The sequence below is a fragment of the Aminobacter niigataensis genome (assembly GCF_946995915.1).
Taxonomy (GTDB): domain Bacteria; phylum Pseudomonadota; class Alphaproteobacteria; order Rhizobiales; family Rhizobiaceae; genus Aminobacter; species Aminobacter niigataensis.
The window spans coordinates 3,926,969-3,947,312 of the sequence record NZ_OX341517.1 but is presented as its reverse complement, the minus strand read 5'-3'; the positions used below and the strand labels follow the sequence as shown (position 1 = coordinate 3,947,312).

11 protein-coding genes are annotated in these 20,344 nt (G+C 63.5%); 4 read left to right on the top strand and 7 right to left on the bottom strand.

The window, feature by feature from the left end; translation table 11 throughout:
• Positions 1-74: 74 nt before the first annotated feature.
• The 4 genes from O1Y97_RS19235 (at position 75) to O1Y97_RS19220 (ending at position 12,647) form a co-directional block, all read left to right on the top strand.
• Complete coding sequence (locus O1Y97_RS19235; RefSeq protein ID WP_318762043.1) at positions 75-8,630, top strand: GH36-type glycosyl hydrolase domain-containing protein; 8,556 nt, start codon at positions 75-77, stop codon at positions 8,628-8,630.
• A gap of 243 nt (positions 8,631-8,873) precedes the next feature.
• Positions 8,874-10,640 (top strand): glucan ABC transporter ATP-binding protein/ permease, encoded by a 1,767-nt coding sequence (locus O1Y97_RS19230; RefSeq protein ID WP_108608585.1) that lies wholly within the window; start codon positions 8,874-8,876, stop codon positions 10,638-10,640.
• A 138-nt stretch (positions 10,641-10,778) separates the two neighbouring features.
• The gene (locus tag O1Y97_RS19225) at positions 10,779-11,543 is read left to right on the top strand and encodes a heme ABC transporter permease (RefSeq protein ID WP_318762042.1); all 765 of its coding nucleotides are present in this window, start codon (positions 10,779-10,781) and stop codon (positions 11,541-11,543) included.
• Positions 11,544-11,570: 27 nt separating this feature from the next.
• Positions 11,571-12,647 (top strand): NAD(P)H-dependent flavin oxidoreductase, encoded by a 1,077-nt coding sequence (locus O1Y97_RS19220; protein WP_318762041.1) that lies wholly within the window; start codon positions 11,571-11,573, stop codon positions 12,645-12,647.
• A 20-nt stretch (positions 12,648-12,667) separates the two neighbouring features.
• Here the strand turns inward: O1Y97_RS19220 and glpK are convergent, their stop codons facing one another.
• The 7 genes from glpK to O1Y97_RS19185 all read right to left on the bottom strand — a co-directional run bounded on the left by glpK (position 12,668) and on the right by O1Y97_RS19185 (position 20,311).
• Positions 12,668-14,161, bottom strand: coding sequence for a glycerol kinase GlpK (gene glpK / locus O1Y97_RS19215; protein ID WP_318762040.1), 1,494 nt, complete (start codon positions 14,159-14,161; stop codon positions 12,668-12,670).
• Positions 14,162-14,251: 90 nt separating this feature from the next.
• Positions 14,252-15,976: an ABC transporter substrate-binding protein gene (locus tag O1Y97_RS19210; protein WP_108608582.1), complete on the bottom strand. Its 1,725-nt coding sequence runs from the start codon at positions 15,974-15,976 to the stop codon at positions 14,252-14,254.
• 74 nt (positions 15,977-16,050) lie between these two features.
• The gene (locus O1Y97_RS19205; protein WP_055979040.1) at positions 16,051-16,332 is read right to left on the bottom strand and encodes a DUF2160 domain-containing protein; all 282 of its coding nucleotides are present in this window, start codon (positions 16,330-16,332) and stop codon (positions 16,051-16,053) included.
• A 13-nt stretch (positions 16,333-16,345) separates the two neighbouring features.
• Entirely contained in the window at positions 16,346-17,164 is an 819-nt protein-coding gene (locus tag O1Y97_RS19200) for a carbohydrate ABC transporter permease (protein ID WP_183262396.1), read from the bottom strand.
• Between the two features lie 118 nt (positions 17,165-17,282).
• Positions 17,283-18,149, bottom strand: coding sequence for a carbohydrate ABC transporter permease (locus O1Y97_RS19195; protein ID WP_067963210.1), 867 nt, complete (start codon positions 18,147-18,149; stop codon positions 17,283-17,285).
• Positions 18,150-18,151: 2 nt separating this feature from the next.
• Positions 18,152-19,219, bottom strand: a complete 1,068-nt coding sequence (locus O1Y97_RS19190) for an ABC transporter ATP-binding protein (protein WP_318762039.1) — start codon at positions 19,217-19,219, stop codon at positions 18,152-18,154.
• Between the two features lie 9 nt (positions 19,220-19,228).
• Positions 19,229-20,311, bottom strand: coding sequence for an ABC transporter ATP-binding protein (locus O1Y97_RS19185; protein WP_183262022.1), 1,083 nt, complete (start codon positions 20,309-20,311; stop codon positions 19,229-19,231).
• Positions 20,312-20,344 lie beyond the last annotated feature (33 nt).

The following is a 20,344-nucleotide window of genomic DNA, read 5'->3' as shown; positions in this document are numbered from 1 at the left end:
TTGAAACGGTTTATGCGACAGGTCCGCGGCGCCGAAAGGCGTGGCGGACTTTCTGTCAGACGGAAATGCTGTAGATGAATATTCAGACCGACCCGCGCCGGATCAAAGATGTAGTGCCTAGTTTTCCGGCTGTGGCAGAACAGCCGATAAGGGCCACGGTGCTCCATGAGGACCGGCTCAGGGCGACGGGCGAAAGTCTGGCCCGCAAGGAGTTGCGCTCCTATGCCGGTCTCGAAGCGTTCGACTTCCACGCCCGCATTCGCGAGAGCGCCAAGAAGATTCTCCAGGTCTATCGCGACACCAACGCCGCGCAGGGCAGGGGCGAGCCGATCACGCCCGCCGCGCAATGGCTGCTCGACAATAACTATCTTGTCGAGGAGACGATCTATCAGGTCAAACGCGACCTGCCACGCCGCTTCTACCGCGAACTGCCGACCATCGAACTCGGCGAAGGACAGCAGGTCCCGCGCGCGCTCGCCATCGCCTGGATCTACGTCGCCCACTCCGACAGCACCGTGTCGGCGCAGATGTTCAAGTCGATAGTCGAGGGCTACCAGTCCGTCGAGCCGCTGCACATCGGCGAACTCTGGGCGCTGCCGTCACTCCTGCGCTTCGTGCTGGTCGAGAACCTTCGCCGCATCGCCGTGCGGGTCAATCGCGCCCGCGAGATGCGAGCGATTGCCAACGACGTCGCCGACCGCCTGCAAGGTGTGCAGGAACAGGATGACGGCCTGGCCTTGCTCAGGGCCTATGCGGCGCATGCCCGTGACACGACCTTTGCGACACAACTGCTCTATCGATTGCGCGATGGCTCGCAAAATGCCGGCAAAGCATTGATTTGGCTCGAAAACGAGCTTGAGAAGTCTGGTAGCGACGCCGAAGAGATCATCATCGGCGAGCACCACACGCTCTCGAGCGGCAACGTCACCACCGGCAACATCATCCGTGGCCTTCGCCTCATCAACGACCAGGACTGGACTGTCTGGTTCGAGGATGTCAGCCGCGTCGACACGCTGCTGCGCGAGCGCACCAATTTTGCAGCGCTCGATTTCGCCTCGCGCGACCAGTATCGCACCGCGATCGAGGATCTGGCCCGCCACTCCAAGCTTTCCGAATTTCAGGTCGCCGAGCGTGCGACCGATTTCGCGCACACGGAAAAGCCTGCACCGCTTGCGGATCGGGACGATCTGCAGAAGGAATGTTCGGACGTCGGTTTCTTCCTTGTCGGCCCGCGCCGGCAGGAATTGGAGCAGGCGATCGGCTATCGCCCGACGATCGGCCGCGTCATCAATCGTGCCTTCCGCAAGACCAACTGGCTCGGCATAGCCCTTCCGGTCTTTGCGCTGACCGTGGTCCTGCTTTTGCTCGCCGGCAACGCGCTCGCGGCCCTTGGCCTGCCGACGGCAGCGATCGCGCTGATGCTGACGCTGTTTGCTGTTCCGGCAAGTGAAGGCGCACTCGCTTTCTTCAACACCATCGTGCTCAAGTTCCTGGAGCCGACCCGGCTCATCGGCTACGAGTTCAAGCACGGCGTGCCGGCTGAAGCCCGAACGCTCGTGGTGGTGCCGTCGCTGATCGGCTCGCGCGACGATGTCGAGGAAAACATCCGCAACATCGAGGTGCATTATCTCGCCAACATGTCGGGTGAACTCCATTTCGCCGTGCTCTCCGACTGGCCCGACAGCCAGGCCGAGATTTCGGCCGGCGACCGCGAAATCTACGATTACGCCCGCCGCGAGATCGCCAAGCTCAACCAGCGCTATCCGAGCGAGGGCGCGCCGCGGTTCTATCTGCTGCACCGCCGCCGACTCTACAATCCGGCGCAAGGCTGCTGGATGGGCTGGGAGCGCAAGCGCGGCAAGCTGCACGAACTGAACCTTTTGCTGCGCGGCGACGGCGACACCACCTTCATGCCGACGGACGTGGCGCTGCCCGACAACATCGTTCACGTCATGACGCTCGACGCCGATACGCGCATGACGCGCGGCGTGGTCACCAAGCTGGTGGGCAAGATGTGCCACCCGCTCAACCGGCCGGAGTTCGACACCGAAAAGCGCCTGGTGACGGCTGGTTATGCAATCTTGCAGCCGCGCGTGACGCCGTCACTGACGACGGGCGATGAAGCCTCTTTCTTCCAGCGCGTCTTCTCGGCCCACCGCGGCCTCGACCCTTACGTCTTTGCCGTTTCCGATCTCTATCAGGACGTGTTCGGCGAAGGCACCTTCACCGGCAAGGGGCTGTATCATGTCGACGCTATAGAGGCTGCGCTCAAGGGCCGTATCGCCGAAAACACCGTGCTCAGCCACGATCTGCTCGAAGGTGCGCTCGCGCGCTCGGCGCTCGTCACCGATGTCGAGGTCGTCGAAGACTACCCGACCCGTTATTCGGTCGACGCCTCGCGCCAGCACCGCTGGGCGCGTGGCGACTGGCAGCTGCTCGGCTTCATCTTCGATCCGAAATCCGGCGTTCCGGCGCTGTCGCGCTGGAAGATGGTCGACAATCTCAGGCGCTCGCTGACCCCCATCTTTTGGGTCTTGGCGGCGATTGCCGGCTGGACGTTGCTGCCCTTCACCCAGGCGGCGCAATGGCAGGCGCTGTTGATCCTCAGCCTGTTCATGGCGCCGACCTTCGACATCATCGACGCCATCCTGCCCAAGAACCGCGACGCCACGCCGCGAGGCCATTTCAGCGCGCTTGGCCGCGACCTGGCATTCGGCACGGCGATGGTGGCGTTGAAGATCGTGCTCATGGCGCATCTCGCCTGGATGATGGGCGACGCCATCGTCCGCACGCTCTACCGCCTGTTCGTCAGCCGCAAGGACCTGCTGGAGTGGCGCACCGCCTCGCAGGCGCACAAATCAGGCGGCAACGACCTCGCAGCTTACTACCGGATGATGTACGGCGCGGTGATCATTGCCGTCATCGGCCTGGCAGTGCCGGTTTTCGCGGATTCGACCGGCGCGTTCGTTGCTTTCGCATTCGCCGTCTTCTGGGCCGGCTCGCCCGCCTTTGCGTGGCTGATCAGCCGCTCGGCCGAGACCGAGGACCGGCTGCACGTCATGCCCTGGGATGTGCATACGCTGCGCACCGTGGCCCGCCGCACCTGGCACTACTTTGAAACGTTCGTGACGCCGGAGCAAAACCACCTGCCGCCGGACAATTTCCAGGAAAACCCGACTGGCGTCATCGCCACACGTACGTCGCCGACCAATATCGGCGTCTATCTGCTGTCGGTCGTCTCCGCCCGGGATTTCGGCTGGATCAGCCTTGCGGATGCGGTTGCGCGCATCGACGCCACGGTTTCGACCATAGAGAAGATGGAGCGCTACAGGGGGCATCTCTACAACTGGTACGACACCACCAATCTGCGTCCGCTCTATCCGCTTTATGTCTCGAGCGTCGACAGCGGCAATCTCGCCGGCCACCTCGTGGCGGTCGCGACGGCCTGCTCTGAATGGGCGGAGGCGCCCTCGGTCCATCTGCAGGGCGATTTCGAAGGCATTCTCGATATAGTCTCGATCATCGAGGAAAGCGTAGCCGACCTGCCGGACGATCGCCGGCAGTTGAGGCCGCTGCGCCAGCGGCTCATCGACCGCATCGACGGCATGCGCCGCGCAGTGGAGACGATCAAGTCGCAGCCCGAAATGGCCTCGATCCGCACCATCAATCTGGCGGTCTTGTCGGGCGAGATCCGCAAGCTGGCGGGTGCCATCCACACCGAGGCGGTATCGACCAAGAGCGAAGTCCTGTCCGATTGGGCGCGGACGCTCGAGGTGACGTGCGAGGCGCATGTCCATGACGCGCACAGCGACGACCAGGCTGTTGCCGCTCTGCGGGCCAAGCTGATGGAACTGCGCGAGCGCACCCGCAAGTTCGCTTTCGAGATGAATTTCTCGTTCCTGATGCGCAATGAGCGCAAGCTGCTGTCCATCGGCTATCGAGTCGAGGAACATCAACTCGACGAAAGCTGTTATGACCTTTTGGCTTCCGAGGCGCGTCTGACCAGCCTGTTCGGCATCGCCAAGGGCGATATTCCGACCGAGCACTGGTTCCGGCTCGGCCGGCCGATCGTCGAGATCGGTTTCCAGGGTGCCCTGATGTCGTGGTCGGGCTCGATGTTCGAATACCTGATGCCGCCCCTGGTCATGAAGGAGCCGCAGGGCGGCATTCTCAATCAGACCAACAAGCTCATCATCCGCCGGCAGATCCAGTATGGCCGCTCGAAGGGTATTCCGTGGGGCATTTCGGAAGCCGCCTACAATGGCCGCGACCGCGAACTGACCTACCAGTACACCAATTTCGGCGTGCCGGGCCTCGGCCTCAAGCGCGGCCTTGGCCAGAATACGGTGATTGCGCCCTATGCGACCGTGCTGGCGGCCCAGTTCATGCCGAGCGAGGCGACTGCGAACCTGCGGCGGTTGCGCAAGATCGGGGCGCTCGGTCGCTACGGCTACTACGACGCGGTCGACTACACGCCGCAGCGCGTGCCGGAAGGCGCCGATCATGCCATCGTCTACAACTACATGGCCCACCACCAGGGCATGTCGATCGTATCGATTGCCAACGCCATCTTCGAAGGCCGGATGCGCGACCGGTTCCACAGCGACCAGGTGATCGAGGCTGCCGAGCTTCTGTTGCAGGAGAAGGCGCCGCGCGACATTCCGGTGGCAACCGTTCGCACGGAGGTTGCCGAGCACACCAAGGACGAGACCACCGACCACAGCGCAGACACGCGCTTGGTGCTCAATCCGATGCGGGCCCTGCGGTCGACCAACCTGATGTCGAACGGCCGCTATTCGGTGATGGTGTCCGCCACCGGTTCCGGCTACAGCCGCTGGAACGACATGGCGATCACGCGCTGGCAGCCGGACCCGACCGAGGATCGGCTGGGCACCTATTTGTTCCTGCGCGACACCGATACCGGTGACTGGTGGTCGGCGACCGCCGAACCCAAGCGCGCCACCGGCGAGCAGACCCAGACGCTGTTCTGTGACGATAAGGCGAGCTTCATCAAGACTGTCGGCACGCTGCGCAGCGAGGTCGAGTGCATCGTCGTTTCCGAAGGCAATGGTGAGGCCCGTCGCATCGTCATCTGGAACGATGCCGCCGTCGATCGTCACATCGAGGTGACGTCTTTTGCCGAGCTGGTGCTTGCACCCGAGGCCAACGACAACGCCCACCCGGCGTTCTCGAAGATGTTCGTCGAAACCGAGATCACCCACAACGGCAGCGCGATCCTGGCGACCCGGCAGAAGCGGGCCGCCAATGAGCCCTCGGTCGTGGCCGCGCACTTCGTCACCGATCAGTCTGGCTTTGCACGCGATACCGAGGCCGAGACCGACCGCCGCGCCTTCATCGGCCGTGGCCGTACCATCGCCGATCCGGCAGCCTTCGACGCGGGCGCCAAGCTTTCTGGCAGTGCCGGCTTCACCCTCGACCCTGTAGCGGCACTTCGCCGCCGCGTCCGCGTGCCGGCCAACAAAAAGGTCTCGCTGACGTTCTGGACCGTCGTCGGTTCGACCCGCGAGGAAGTCGAGGAGACGGTAGCCCGGCTCGACCATCCCGAGGGTTTCCCGCGCCAGGCCATGCTGTCCTGGACGCGTTCGCAGGTTCAGACACGCCACCTCGGCCTCAATCTCGCCGATGCCGCCAATGTGCAGAAGCTGGCGCGCTATCTGATCTATCCCGATCCGTTCCTGCGTCTTTCGGCGGACGCGATCGCCTCCGGCCTCGGCCGGCAGTCGGCGCTGTGGCCGATGGCGATTTCCGGCGATTTCCCGATCTTGGCGATCCGGATCGGCGACATTGCCGATATCGAGATCGTCGCCCAGGCGCTGAGATTCCAGGAGTACATGCGGGCTCGCGGCCTGGTCGCCGATCTCGTCATCGTCAACGAGCAGGCTTCGTCCTACGTGCAGGATCTGCAGCAGGCCATCGAGCATCTTTGCGAGAACAGCCGGCTACGCGGCAAGGAACTCGGCCCGCGCCAGCACATCTTCGCCGTGCGTCGCGACCTGATGGACGAAGCGTCCTATCGCACGCTGCTCGCTGTCGCGCGGGTCTGCCTGCACACCCGCAATGGCACCATCTTCGACCAGATCGAGCGCGCCGAGGCCGCCGCTTTTCAGGCGCGTGACGCGCTGGCGACGGCTCAGGCAACGGACCGCCAGGAATCGACGGCAACGGCAGCTTTGCCTTCGCGAAACGCTCGCAAGGCTGCCGGGGACGGACTTTCCCACTGGAACGGATTTGGCGGTTTCGACGCTGGCGGCCGCGACTATGTCGTGCGCCTCAATGGCATGCGTGCCACGCCGCAGCCCTGGATCAACGTCGTTGCCAATGCCGGCTTCGGCTTCCACAGTTCGGCCGAAGGCGCGTCCTTCACCTGGAGCCGCAACAGCCGCGACTACCAGCTGACGCCGTGGTCGAACGACCCGGTCACCAACCGGCCGGGCGAGGCGATCTACGTCTTCGACCGCACCAGCGGCAGGACCTACTCGCCGATTGCCGCTGTCGCCCGTGATGCGAGCGCTTCCTACGAGGCGCGTCACGGCCAGGGTTTCTCGACCTTCCGCTCCAAGCGCGGCACGCTGACGACCGAGTTGACCCACCTTGTAGACCCGGCGGATCCTGTCCGTGTCTCGCGACTGCGCATCGAGAATTCCGGCGCCGTGGCGGCCAAGCTCAGGGTCTATGCCTATGCCGAGTGGGTGCTCGGCACCGGGCGGGCCAAGACCGCGCCGAACATCGTTCCCTCGCTCGATCCGGCGACCGGCGCACTGTTGGCGCGCAACACCTATGGTCTCGATTTCGGCGAGCGCGTCGCCTTCATGGTGATGGACGGCAAGGCCGGTTCGGTCACCGCCGATCGTCTCGAGTTCATTGGCACGGGAGGAACGGTCGAGGCGCCGCGCGCGGTGACGCTCGGTGTGGAACTGACCGGCCGCGTGGAAGCCGGCGTCGATCCTTGTGCCGCGATTGCGCGGGACGTCGAGGTGCCGGCTGGCGGCTCTGTGTCGTTGTTGTGGTTGCTCGGCGATGCCGGCTCCGACGAAGAGGCGAGCGCACTTGTGGCCCGTCATCTCAAGGTCGATTTCGACAAGCGGCTTGCCGACAATGCGGATGACTGGCGCTCGTTCCTCGGCACGATCGAAGTCGACACGCCGGACAAGGCGCTCGACGCGATGGTCAACCACTGGCTGCCCTATCAAAGCCTTGCTTGCCGCATCCGCGCGCGCTCGGCCTTCTACCAGGCGAGCGGTGCGTTTGGCTTCCGCGACCAGCTGCAGGACACGCTTGCGCTGCTGATGCATGACGCAAGCCTGGCTCGTGCACAGATCCTGAATGCGGCAGGCCGGCAATTTGCCGAAGGCGACGTGCAGCACTGGTGGCTGCCGCGCACCGGTGCCGGCGTGCGCACGATGATCTCCGACGACGTCGTCTGGCTGGCCAGCGCCACGGCACGCTATGTCACCGTGACCGGCGACGCCGCGATCCTGGCCGAGCAATTGCCCTTCATCGAAGGACAACAGCTCAACCCGGGTGAGCATGACGTCTTCTTCACGCCCGAGGCGTCGAAGAAGAAGGCTTCGCTCTACGAGCATTGCGCCCGCGCGCTCGACCTCGCCGTCAAGCGGACCGCCAAGAACGGCCTGCCGCTGATCCTCGGTGGCGACTGGAACGACGGCATGAACCGCGTCGGCGAGGAGGGCAAGGGCGACAGCGTCTGGCTCGGCTGGTTCCTGCTGAAGACGCTTGGCGAGTTTGCGCCCCTGGCCAAGGCAGAGGGCGACTCCAAGCGTGCCAATGCCTGGGACAAGCATGCCAATGCCCTGAAGCGGGCGCTGGAGAATGCCGCCTGGGACGGCGAGTGGTATCGTCGCGGCAGTTTCGACGATGGCACGCCGCTCGGCTCGCGCAATTCCGACGAATGCAAGATCGATTCGATCGCCCAGTCGTGGAGCGTGATTTCGGGCGAGGGCGATCCTGCCCGTTCGCGCACCGCCATGGCACAGGCGACCAAGATGCTGGTCGATGACGAGATGCAGCTCATCAGGCTGTTCACGCCGCCGTTCTCCGAGACGGAGAAGGAACCCGGCTACATCAAATCCTATCCGCCAGGCGTGCGCGAGAACGGTGGCCAGTACACCCATGCGGCGACGTGGTTTGTCATCGCGCTGGCGGAAATGGGGCAGGTCGACGAGGCCTACCGCTGCTTCTCCATGCTCAACCCGGTCAACCATGCGCTCGACGAGCATTCGGCGGAGACCTACCGGGTCGAACCCTATGTCGTGGCGGCCGATGTCTATGCCGACGCATCCAAGGCAGGGCGCGGTGGCTGGACCTGGTACACAGGTTCGGCCGGCTGGCTCTATCGTGCGGCGGTCGAGAGCATCCTCGGCATCAGCCGGCGCGGCGACCGACTTGTGGTTTCTCCGGCCATTCCGAAGCATTGGGAAGGTTACGCTGCGACCCTGCGCTTGGGTGGAGCTGTCTATAGGTTGCGGGTGGTGAGAGACAAAACCACTAAGGCTGCGAAGGCCGATGTCGATGGCGTGAAGGGCAAGGATGCGTCTTTTGCCATGCGCGATCGTGGCGAGATCGAGGTGGTGGTGCGCATTCCGGCCTGACCGGAATGCCCCTGCGTTAACTTGTCCGTCATCTTCGTCATCATTTCGCCGCAACGATGCCTTTTTTCGTTAGTTCTCAATTCCTTATCGGATCACACGAGATTACCGAGCGTAGCTATGTGTTGTTCGATTTTTTTGAACTCAGAGGTTATCTGCGCATTGTCTTGCGGACCCGAGGTCGCTATTTGTCGGCCATGGTGCAGTGCACAATAAAGGGACGAACGGGACTCAAGGGGTACCAAAGTGTCGTTGCTTGAGGTTTATTGGAGAGCCCTTCGCTATCTTGCCGCAGACGGCAAGAAGGTCGGGCTGATTTGCGCAGCCAACGTCGTGTTGGCCATCGTCACTATTGCCGAGCCGATTCTGTTCGGACGCATCATCGATGCCATTGCCGGAAAGACGGAAGTCGTTCCCACGATGGCGCTGTGGGCCAGCTTCGGCGCGTTCAACATTGTCGCTTTCGTTCTGGTGGCGCGTGGCGCCGACCGCCTGGCCCATGCGCGGCGCGGCGAAGTTCTCTGCCAGTCGTTCGAACGCGTCATCACCATGCCGCTTGCCTGGCACCAGCAGCGTGGCACGTCGCACTCGCTGCACACGCTGCTGCGCGCGGTAGAGGCGCTGTTCAGCCTGTGGCTCGAATTCATGCGCACCCACCTGTCGACCGCCGTGGCGCTGACGCTACTCATCCCGACGGCCTTCGCGATGGACGTCCGCATGTCGCTGGTGCTGATCGGCCTCGGCGCGCTCTATCTGATGATCGGCCGGCTGGTGATGCGCAAGACCAAGGAAGGCCAGGCTTCGGTCGAACGCCACTATCACAAGGTCTTTTCCCACGTCTCCGACTCGGTCAGCAACGTGGCGGTGCTGCAGAGCTACAACCGTATCGGCCAGGAAACGGAATCGCTGCGCGATTACGTCAAGGCGCTGATCACCACGCAGAACCCGGTCCTCGATTGGTGGGCGCTGGCTTCCGCCATGCATCGGCTCGCCTCGACGATCTCGATGATGGTGGTGCTGCTCATCGGTGCCTATCTCGTCACCCAGGGCCAGTTGCGGATCGGCGATATCGTTGCCTTTACCGGCTTTGCCGCCTTGCTGATCAGCCGCCTCGACCAGGTTTCGAATTTCGCCAACCAGATCTTCGACGCCCGTTCGAAGCTGGAGGAGTTCTATCGTCTCGAGGATACCGCCGCCGACCATCGCGAGCCCGAGGGCCTGCGTGAGCTGGAAAACGTTACCGGTCATGTCCGCTTCGAAAATGTCAGCTTCGAGTTTCCGAATTCGGGGCAGGGCGTCAGCGACGTTTCCTTCGAGGTCAGCGCCGGCCAGACCGTTGCCATCGTCGGCCCGACCGGCGCGGGCAAGACCACGCTTATCAACCTCCTGCAACGCGTTCATGCGCCGGAGCATGGCCGTATCCTGATCGACGGTATCGATACGCGCAGCGTGACCAAGAAGTCGCTGCGCCATTCGATCGCCACCGTGTTCCAGGATGCCGGCATGCTCAACCGCTCGATCGAGGCCAACATCCGCGTCGGCCGCGCCAGCGCCAGCTACGAGGAAGTGCACGCCGCAGCCAGCGCCGCGGCAGCGCAAGACTTCATCCTGTCGAAGAGCGAAGGCTATGACACCAATGTCGGCGAGCGCGGCGGGCAGTTGTCCGGCGGCGAGCGCCAACGCATCGCGATTGCCCGCGCCATCCTCAAGAGCGCGCCGATCCTGGTGCTGGACGAGGCGACCAGCGCGCTCGACGTCGAGACAGAGAACCGCGTCAAGGACGCGATCGACATGCTGCGCGATGGCCGCACGACGTTCATCATCGCCCACCGCCTGAGCACTGTTCGCGACGCCGACCTCGTCGTGTTCATGGATCACGGTCGTGTCGTCGAGATGGGCGGCTTTGGCGAGCTTTCGGCTCGCAACGGACGCTTTGCCTCGCTGCTGCGCGCCGGTGGCCTGCTCAACGACGAAGAGGTCCGCCGTGTCACCCATGTCGAGGCAGCGGCCTGACGCTGTCCTCGAAGCAGCGGCCTGAGGCCGATCTGGTTTTTGTCAACACTGCGGGGCGCTTCGGCGCCCCGTTTGCGTTGGCGGGCCGCGACGTTGGAACTGATTGCGAAGAAGGCCGGCCACGGCTATTTAGCGTCCATGACACAGACGAGTTCGCAGGCTTGGCGTTTCAGCGACCTGGCCAACCCGACCCGCTTCATCACGCTGGTGGACAAGGTTGTCCCTTGGCTCGCCGGCGCTTCGGCGCTGGTGCTCGCTGCAGGCCTGTATCTCGGCTTTGCCGCGCCCGGTGATTTCCAGCAGGGCATCACCGTCCGCATCATGTACATCCACGTGCCCTTCGCCTGGCTCGCCATGATGTGCTATTCCGTGATGGCAATTGCGGCACTGGGAACGCTTGTCTGGCGCCACCCACTCGCCGACGTTGCACTGAAGGCGGCAGCACCGGTCGGTGCCGTGTTCACAGCCCTGGCGCTGCTTACAGGCTCGATCTGGGGCAAGCCGATGTGGGGCACCTGGTGGGTGTGGGACGCGCGGCTGACCTCGGTCTTCGTGCTTTTCCTGATGTATCTCGGCATCATCGCGCTGACGCGCGCGCTCGACGACCCTGCGCGCTCGGCGCGTGCCGCGGCGGTCATCACGCTGGTCGGTTTCGTCAATATCCCGATCATCAAGTTTTCGGTCGAATGGTGGAACACGCTGCACCAGCCGGCTTCGGTGTTCCGCCTCGATGGCCCGACGATCCATCCCAGCCTGCTCTGGCCCCTGCTTGTGATGGCGCTTGGCTTTACCCTTCTGTTCTTCACTCTGCATCTAATGGCGATGCGCACCGAGATATTGCGGCGCCGTGTGATGGCCATGCGCCAGATCGCTGCCCGGAAGGCCGAGCGCCAGCGGCACTGAGCGGCCAAACCCAGGAAGGAAGCCAACATGTGGCCCGATCGTCGAATTCTTGATCTCCTGGGCCTCGACCTTCCGATCTTGCAGGCGCCGATGGCCGGGCCTGTCGATTCCGAGATGGTGATTGCCGTTTCCGAAGTTGGCGGACTGGGCGGCTTGCCCTGTGCGCTGATGAGCCCTGAGAAGACGCGCACCGAACTCGGCATCATCCGCCAGCGCACCTCGCGGCCGATCAGCGTCAATTTCTTCTGCCACAGGCAGCCCGAGGAAGACCTCGCCCGCGAATCCGCGTGGAAACGCCGCCTAAAACCATTTTACCTTGAACTCGGACTCGATCCTGCAGCACCCACACCACGCTCGGCGCGAGCGCCTTTCGATGCCGAGTTCTGCGAGATCGTCGAGGAGTTCCGCCCCGAGGTGGTAAGCTTCCATTTCGGCCTGCCCGACGCTGGCCTGCTCGACCGGGTCAAGGCGACCGGCGCCAAGGTGCTGTCGTCGGCGACGACAGCCGACGAAGCGGTGTGGCTGGAGCAGCACGGCTGCGATGCCATCATCGCGCAAGGGGCCGAGGCCGGTGGCCATCGCGGCATTTTCCTCACCGACGACGTCGCCAATCAGGCAGGCACCTTCGCGCTGGTGCCGCAGGTGGTCGACGCGGTCAAGGTGCCGGTCATCGCAGCCGGCGGCATCGCCGATGCACGCGGTATCGTTGCGGCCTTCGTGCTTGGAGCCTCGGCGGTGCAGATCGGCACCGCCTATCTGTTCTGCCCGGAAGCCAAGGTGGCGGCCCCTCACAAGGCAGTGCTGCGCACCGCCAAGGACGATCATACCGCCCTGACCAATGTCTTCACCGGCCGGCCGGCGCGCGGCATCGTCAACCGCATCATGCGCGAAGTCGGCCCCCTGTCCGATCTGGCGCCCGCTTTTCCGCTTGCAGGCGGCGCGCTGGCGCCGCTGCGGGCGAAGTCCGAGCCGCAGGGTTCGGGCGACTTCATGTCGTTGTGGTCAGGACAGGCCGCGCGCCTCGGCCGCGAAATGCCGGCGGCTGAACTGACGCGATCCCTCGCCGAAGAGGCGCAGGCCCTGCTGGCCAAATTTGCCAGGTAGGGGATTATCGCAGCGACAGGCTATTTTGGCGTCAGCGTCCGGCGTACCGCGTCATGCCAGCCCTTCAGCTTGGCGGAGCGCACGGCCGCCTGCATCTCGGGCCTGAACTGTCGGTCGAGCGCCCAGGCCTTGGCGAAATCCTTGGCCTTTGGCCACACGCCCGCCCGCGAACCGGCGAGCCAGGCAGCGCCGAGAGCTGTTGTTTCGAGCACGGTCGGTCGGTCGACCGGCGCGTCGAGGATGTCGGCGAGGCGCTGCATCGTCCAGTCGGAGGCGACCATGCCGCCGTCGACGCGCAGCACCGTCTTGCCGTTCCTGGTCTTCCAGTCCTTCTTCATCGCGTCGAGCAGATCGCGGGTCTGGTAGGCGACGGACTCCAGCGCCGCCCGGGCGAATTCTTCAGGGCCGGTATTGCGGGTCAGCCCGTAAATGGCGCCGCGTGCCTCGGCATCCCAGTGCGGCGCGCCGAGGCCTACGAAGGCAGGCACGAGATAGACGCTCTGTGTATCGTCGGCCTGTGCCGCCATCTCGCCACTGTGCTCGGCCTTGCCGATCACCTTGATGCCGTCGCGCAGCCACTGCACCGCAGCGCCGGCAATGAAGATCGACCCTTCGAGTGCATAGGTCGTCTTGCCGTCGAGCCGGTAGGCGATGGTGGTGAGCAGCCGGTTCTTCGAACGCACGATATCGCTGCCCGTATTCAGGATGGCAAAGCAACCGGTACCGTAGGTCGACTTCATCATGCCTGGCTCGAAACAAGCCTGGCCGATGGTTGCCGCCTGCTGGTCGCCCGCAACGCCGAGGATGGGGATTTCAGCACCGAACAACGCCTTCTCGGTGACGCCGAAGTCTGCGGCGCAATCCTTGACCTCGGGCAGCATCGCGGCCGGGATGCGCAGGATGTCGAGAAGTTCGGCGTCCCATGCGTTCTTTTCTATATTGTAGACCAGCGTGCGCGAGGCGTTGGTAGCGTCCGTCGCGTGCACCTTGCCGCCGGTAAGCCGCCAGATCAGGAACGAGTCGATGGTGCCGGTCAGCAGTTCGCCGCGCTCTGCACGTTTGCGCGCGCCCTTCACCTTGTCGAGCAGCCAGGCGATCTTGGTGCCGGAGAAATAGGGGTCCAACAGCAGTCCGGTCTTTTTGGTGAAGCGCGGCTCCAGCCCTTGCTTCTTGAGCTTGGCGCACAGCGGCGCGGTGCGCCGGTCCTGCCAGACGATGGCGTTGTGGATCGGTTTGCCCGTGGCTTTGTCCCAGATGACCACGGTTTCGCGCTGGTTGGTGATGCCGATAGCGGCGATGTCGGCGGCGTCCTTGCCGGCCTTCTTCAATGCAGTCTTGCAGGTCGAAACCACGCTGTCCCAGATTTCTTCCGGATCATGTTCGACCCAGCCCGATGCTGGGAAATGCTGGGTGAATTCCTTCTGGCCGATGCCGGCAACGCTCATCGCCTGGTCGAACACGATTGCCCGGCTGGACGTGGTGCCTTGATCGATCGCCAGAACAAAACCGCTCATTTCCGTCTCCTGCAGTCACTTGCAAAAATAGGGGAGACGGCACTGTGCCGTCTCCCCAGGTTCTGCCAGGCGGAATTTCCGCCTGAACCCCTACTTGCTCCAGCTCTTCACCAGTTCGTCGTAATTGACGGTGATCGGCTTTTCCTTCTCGTTCTCGATCTTCAGCTGAGGCGCAAGATTGCCTGCCTTGACCGCTTCCGCGTTCCAGTAGGCGAGATCATGCTCTTCCGCCAGCTTCGGACCGATATCGCCCTGGATGCCGGCGCGCTCCAGGCGTTCCATCACCTTTTCCTGCTCGGCGCAAAGCGAGTCCATGGCCTCCTGGGCCGTCTTGGCACCCGACGAAGCATCGCCGATTGCCTGCCACCACAGCTGGGCCAGCTTCGGATAGTCGGGCACGTTGGTGCCGGTCGGCGACCACTGGACGCGGGCCGGCGAACGGTAGAACTCGACCAGGCCGCCGAGCTGCGGCGCACGATCGCTGAAGCTCTTGTGGTCGAGGGTCGACTGGCGGATGAAGGTCAGGCCGACATGGCTCTTCTTCACGTCCACGGTCTTCGACGTCACGAACTGCGCGTAGAGCCAGGCGGCCTTGGCGCGGTCGTCAGGCGTGGATTTCAGGATCGTCCACGAGCCGACGTCCTGGTAGCCGAGCTTCATGCCGTCCTTCCAGTAGACGCCGTGCGGCGAGGGCGCCATGCGCCATTTCGGCGTGCCGTCCTCGTTCATCACCGGCAGGCCTGGCTTGACCATGTCGGCGGTGAAGGCGGTGTACCAGAAGATCTGCTGGGCAACCGCGCCCTGAGCCGGAACCGGGCCGGATTCGGAGAAGGTCATGCCCTGCGCTTCCGGCGGAGCGTAGGCTTTGAGCCAGTCGAGATACTTGACGATCGAGTAGACCGAGGCCGGGCCGTTTGTGTCACCGCCGCGGGCTACGCACGAGCCGACCGGCTGGGACTTCTCGTTGACCTTGATGCCCCATTCGTCGACCGGCAGGCCGTTTGGCAGGCCCTTGTCGCCGTTGCCGGCCATCGACAGCCAGGCATCGGTGAAGCGCCAGCCGAGCGAGGGGTCCTTCTTGCCGTAGTCCATGTGGCCATAGACCTTCTGGCCGTTGATATCGCGGCCGGTGAAGAACTCGGCGATATCCTCGTAGGCTGACCAGTTGACCGGAACGCCGAGGTCGTAGCCGTATTTTGCCTTGAAATCGGCCTTGTTCTTCTCGTCGTTGAACCAGTCGTAGCGGAACCAGTACAGGTTCGCGAACTGCTGGTCGGGAAGCTGGTAGAGCTTGCCGTCCGGGGCGGTCGTGAACTTGCTGCCGATGAAGTCGGCGATGTCGAGGTTCGGATTGGTGACGTCCTTGCCTTCGTTGGCCATCCAGTCGGTCAGGCTGCGCGCCTGCAGATAGCGCCAGTGGGTGCCGATCAGGTCGGAATCGTTGACATAGGCGTCATAGATGTTTTCGCCCGACTGCATCTGCGTCTGCAGCTTTTCGATGACGTCGCCCTCGCCGATGAGGTCGTGCGTGATCTTGATGCCGGTGATGTCCGAGAACGCCTTGGCGAGCGTCTTCGATTCATATTCGTGCGTGGTGATGGTTTCCGAAACGACCTTGATGTCCATGCCGGCGAAAGGTTTCGCCGCATCGATGAACCACTGCATTTCGGCTTCCTGGCCGGCGCGGTCGAGCGCCGACATGTCCTTGATCTCGGTATCGAGGAAGGTTTTCGCTTCCTCCATGCCGGCAAAGGCATTGCCTGCGCCCAAAAGCAGGGCGATCACACTCGTTGATGCTAGAATATGGCGTCGCATTAATTTCCTCCCAAACAAGGTTGCATTGCCATTTGGCGCCGCCGCGGGCTTGCGGCGGCCCAACATTTCCCCCTCTAGACGAAGCGGAATACGCCGATGGCGTAGACCACTGCGAGAGCGAGAGCCCACCACAGGTTGGGCCCGATCAGGCCCAGCCATGCGAGATGAATGAAGGCGCTGCCGAGCAGCGAAACGAAAAGCCTGTCTCCTCGGGTCGTCTCGAACCTGAGGATCCCGACGCGCGGATTGCCGCCGGGCGAAAAATACTCCCACACGCCCATGCCAACCAGCATGAGGAAGATGGTGATGAAGAACGCCGCCGTCGGCAGCGTCCAGGCCATCCAGGAAAAGTCCATCACAAACGCTCCCTCAGACGCGGCCCAGGGCAAAGCCCTTGGCGATGTAGTTGCGGACAAACCAGATGACGAGCGCGCCCGGGATGATGGTCAAGACACCCGCCGCGGCAAGCACGCCCCAGTCCATGCCCGAGGCCGAGACCGTGCGCGTCATGATGGCGGCGATCGGCTTGGCGTCGGTGGTGGTCAGGGTGCGGGCGATCAACAGTTCGACCCAGGAGAACATGAAGGTGAAGAACGCCGCGACCCCGATGCCGCTTGCGATCAGCGGCACGAAGATCTTCACGAAAAAGCGCGGGAACGAGTAGCCGTCGATGTAGGCGGTCTCGTCGATCTCCTTGGGTACGCCCGACATGAAACCTTCGAGGATCCACACCGCCAGGGGCACGTTGAACAGGCAATGGGCGAGCGCGACGGCGATATGCGTGTCGATCAGGCCAAAGGCGGAATAGAGCTGGAAGAAGGGCAGGGCGAACACCGCCGGCGGGGCCATGCGGTTGGTCAGAAGCCAGAAGAACAGGTGCTTGTCGCCCAAGAAGCGATAGCGCGAGAAGGCATAGGCCGCAGGCAGGGCGACGGAGATCGAAATCACCGTGTTCATGACCACGTAGATGATCGAGTTGATGTAGCCCTTGTACCAGGACGGATCGGTGAAGATCACGCTGTAGTTGCGCAGCGTCGGGTTTTGCGGCCAGAGCGAGAAGGCGCCCAGGATTTCCTGGTTTGACTTGAAGCTCATGTTGATCAGCCAATAGATCGGCAGCATCAAGAAGATGATGTAGATCGTCGGCACCACCCACCAGAAGCGCGATTCCTCGCCGCGCCGCCGCATCCGTCTGGCGAGCGCCGCGTCCGCAGGGCCGCCATGGGCGGCGCGTTCCGCAGCCGGCGCATTGCGCATCATCTGGTCCTTGTCGACGTTCACGACGGCTTCCCTTGTCCCCGCCATCTCACTTCTCCACGTCGTAGTTGGTCATGACGGTGTAGAAGACCCATGACAGCAGCAGCACGATCAGGAAGTAGATGATCGACATCGCCGCCGCCGGGCCGAGGTCGAACTGGCCGACCGCCATCTTGACGAGGTCGATAGACAGGAAGGTCGTCGAATTGCCGGGCCCGCCGCCGGTGACGACGAAGGGTTCGGTATAGATCATGAAACTGTCCATGAAGCGCAGCAGCACGGCGATCAGAAGCACGCGCTGCATTTTCGGCAGCTGGATGTAGCGGAACACCGCCCAGCGCGAGGCGCCGTCGATCTTGGCCGCCTGATAGAAGGCGTCGGGGATCGACACCAGCCCGGCGTAGCAGAGCAGCACGACCAGGCTGGTCCAGTGCCAGACGTCCATGACGATGACCGTCACCCAGGCGTCGAACGGGTCGTTGACGTAGTTGTAGTCGAAGCCGAGCGCGTGCAGCGTGTAGCCAAGCAGGCCGATGTCGATGCGCCCGAAGACCTGCCAGATGGTGCCGACGACATTCCACGGAATGAGCAGCGGCAGCGCCATCAGCACCAGGCAGACGGGCACGCCCCAGCCTTTCCTGGGCATGTTGAGCGCGATGAAGATGCCGAGCGGGATCTGGATCGCCAGGATGATCGCCGAGAAGATCAGGTTGCGGCCCATCGCCGCCCAGAAGCGGTCGGAGTGCAGCATCTCCTCGAACCATTCGGCGCCGGCCCAGAAGAATTGGTTGCCGCCGAACGTGTCCTGCACCGAATAGTTGACCACCGTCATCAGCGGGATGACCGCCGAGAACGCCACCAGCACGAGCACCGGCAGCACCATGAACCAGGCTTTGTTGTTCCAGGTCTTTTCCATGGTTACGCTCCCATCTCGACGCGCCAGGACTTGTCGTAGAGGTTGATGCCGGCGGGATCGAAGGTGACGTGCGGATCGGCTGGCACGTTGTCGTCTTCGCCCAGGATCGCCGCGATCTCGCGGCCTTCGAGGCTGGCGCGCACCACCTTGTGTCGGCCGATATCCTCGACCTTGCGCACGGTGACGGGCATGCCCTTGGCGCCCAGCCGTACGTATTCGGGGCGGATGCCGAGTTCGATGCCATTGCCTTCGGCCTTGGGCGTGCCGGGCAGGTCGATTACTTGCTCGCCGAGCCGGGCGCGCCTGCCATCAACTGCCACCGGCATGACGTTCATGCCGGGCGAGCCGATGAAATAGCCGACGAAGGTGTGCTTGGGGCGCTCGAACAGTTCGGCCGGTGTGCCGATCTGGACGATCTCGCCGTCATACATCACCACCACCTTTTCGGCGAAGGTCAGTGCTTCGGTCTGGTCGTGGGTGACGTAGATCATGGTGTAGCCAAAGCGGCGGTGAAGCTGCTTGAGCTGCGAACGCAGTACCCACTTCATGTGCGGGTCGATGACGGTCAGCGGCTCGTCGAACAGGATGGCGTTGACGTCCGAGCGCACCAGTCCGCGGCCGAGCGAGATCTTCTGCTTCTGGTCGGCGGTCAGCCCGCGCGCCTTGCGCTTGGCCCAGCTCGCGAGGTCGATCATCTCGAGCGTCTCGCGCACCTTTCGGTCGACATCGGCCTCGGCGACGCCACGGTTGCGCAGTGGGAAGGCGAGATTGTCGTAGACCGTCATGGTGTCGTAGATGACCGGGAACTGGAACACCTGGGCGATGTTGCGTTCCTGCGTCGACAGCCGGGTCACGTCCTTGCCGTCGAACAGAAGCTGCCCGTGCGAGGCGTGCAGCAGCCCCGAAATGATGTTGAGCAGCGTGGTCTTGCCACAGCCGGACGGGCCGAGCAGCGCATAGGCGCCGCCATCGTCGAAGCTGTGATGCACTTCCCTCAGTGCATAGTCCTTGTCGGATTTCGGGTTGGCGCCGTAGGCGTGGCGGATGTGGTTCAGGTCGATGCGTGCCATCTCGCCCTCCTATGCTGCCAGTTGCGATGGCGAGGCGGCCGAACGGCCGTTCGCGTCGAACACCATGACGTGGCGCGGATCGATGAAGACCTCGATGGTCTCGTCCGGCTCGAACTGGCGGATGCCATGGGCGAGCATCACCCATCGCGCATCTGCGTAGTTGAGATGAACGAAGCTTTCAGAGCCGGTGATCTCGGTCACCGTCACCTTGGCCTTCACGCCAACCGCATCTGCGGTCCGCTTTTCGAAAGAAAGATGGTGGGGCTGGAAGCCGATCGTATAGCTGGCGTCGGCAATGCCGGCGAGGTCTGCCGGCACCGGGAGGTCCACCCCACCATCAAGCTGGAAACTGCGGCCGCTCTTCTTCAGCACGATCGTGTTGAGCGGCGGGTCGGCAAAGGTCCGCGCCGTGACCAGGTCGTTCGGCTTGCGGAACACCTCGATCGTCGGACCGAACTGCGTGATGTGGCCTTCCGACAGCGTCGCGACATTGCCGCCGAGCAGCAGCGCCTCATGCGGTTCGGTCGTCGCATAGACGAAGATCGCGCCGGTCTCGGCGAAGATCTTCGGAAGTTCGGCGCGCAGTTCCTCGCGCAGCTTGTAGTCGAGATTGGCCAGCGGCTCGTCGAGCAGCACCAGCCTGGCATTCTTGACGATGGCGCGGGCAAGTGCTGTGCGCTGCTGCTGGCCGCCGGAGAGATTGAGCGGGGTGCGGTCGAGATAGGGCGTCAGCTTGAGCAATTCGGCGGCGCGCTTGACTTCCTGGTCGATCCTGGCCTTGTCGGCGCCGGCAACGCGCAGCGGCGAGGCGATGTTCTCGTACACCGTCATCGCCGGATAATTGATGAACTGCTGGTAGACCATGGCGATGTTACGCTTTTGCACCGGAACGCCGGTGACATCCACGCCATCGAACCAGACCGAGCCGGAGGTCGGCTTGTCGAGCCCGGCCATCAGCCGCATCAGGCTGGTCTTGCCGGACAGCGTCGGCCCCAGCAGCACGTTCAAGCTGCCATGCTGCAGCTTGAGCGAGACGTCGCGGATGTGGTCCGCGCCGGCAACGGTCTTGGTTACATTGCGTAATTCCAGCATTTCCCCTCCTCCCAGAGGCAGATTCAGGCGGTG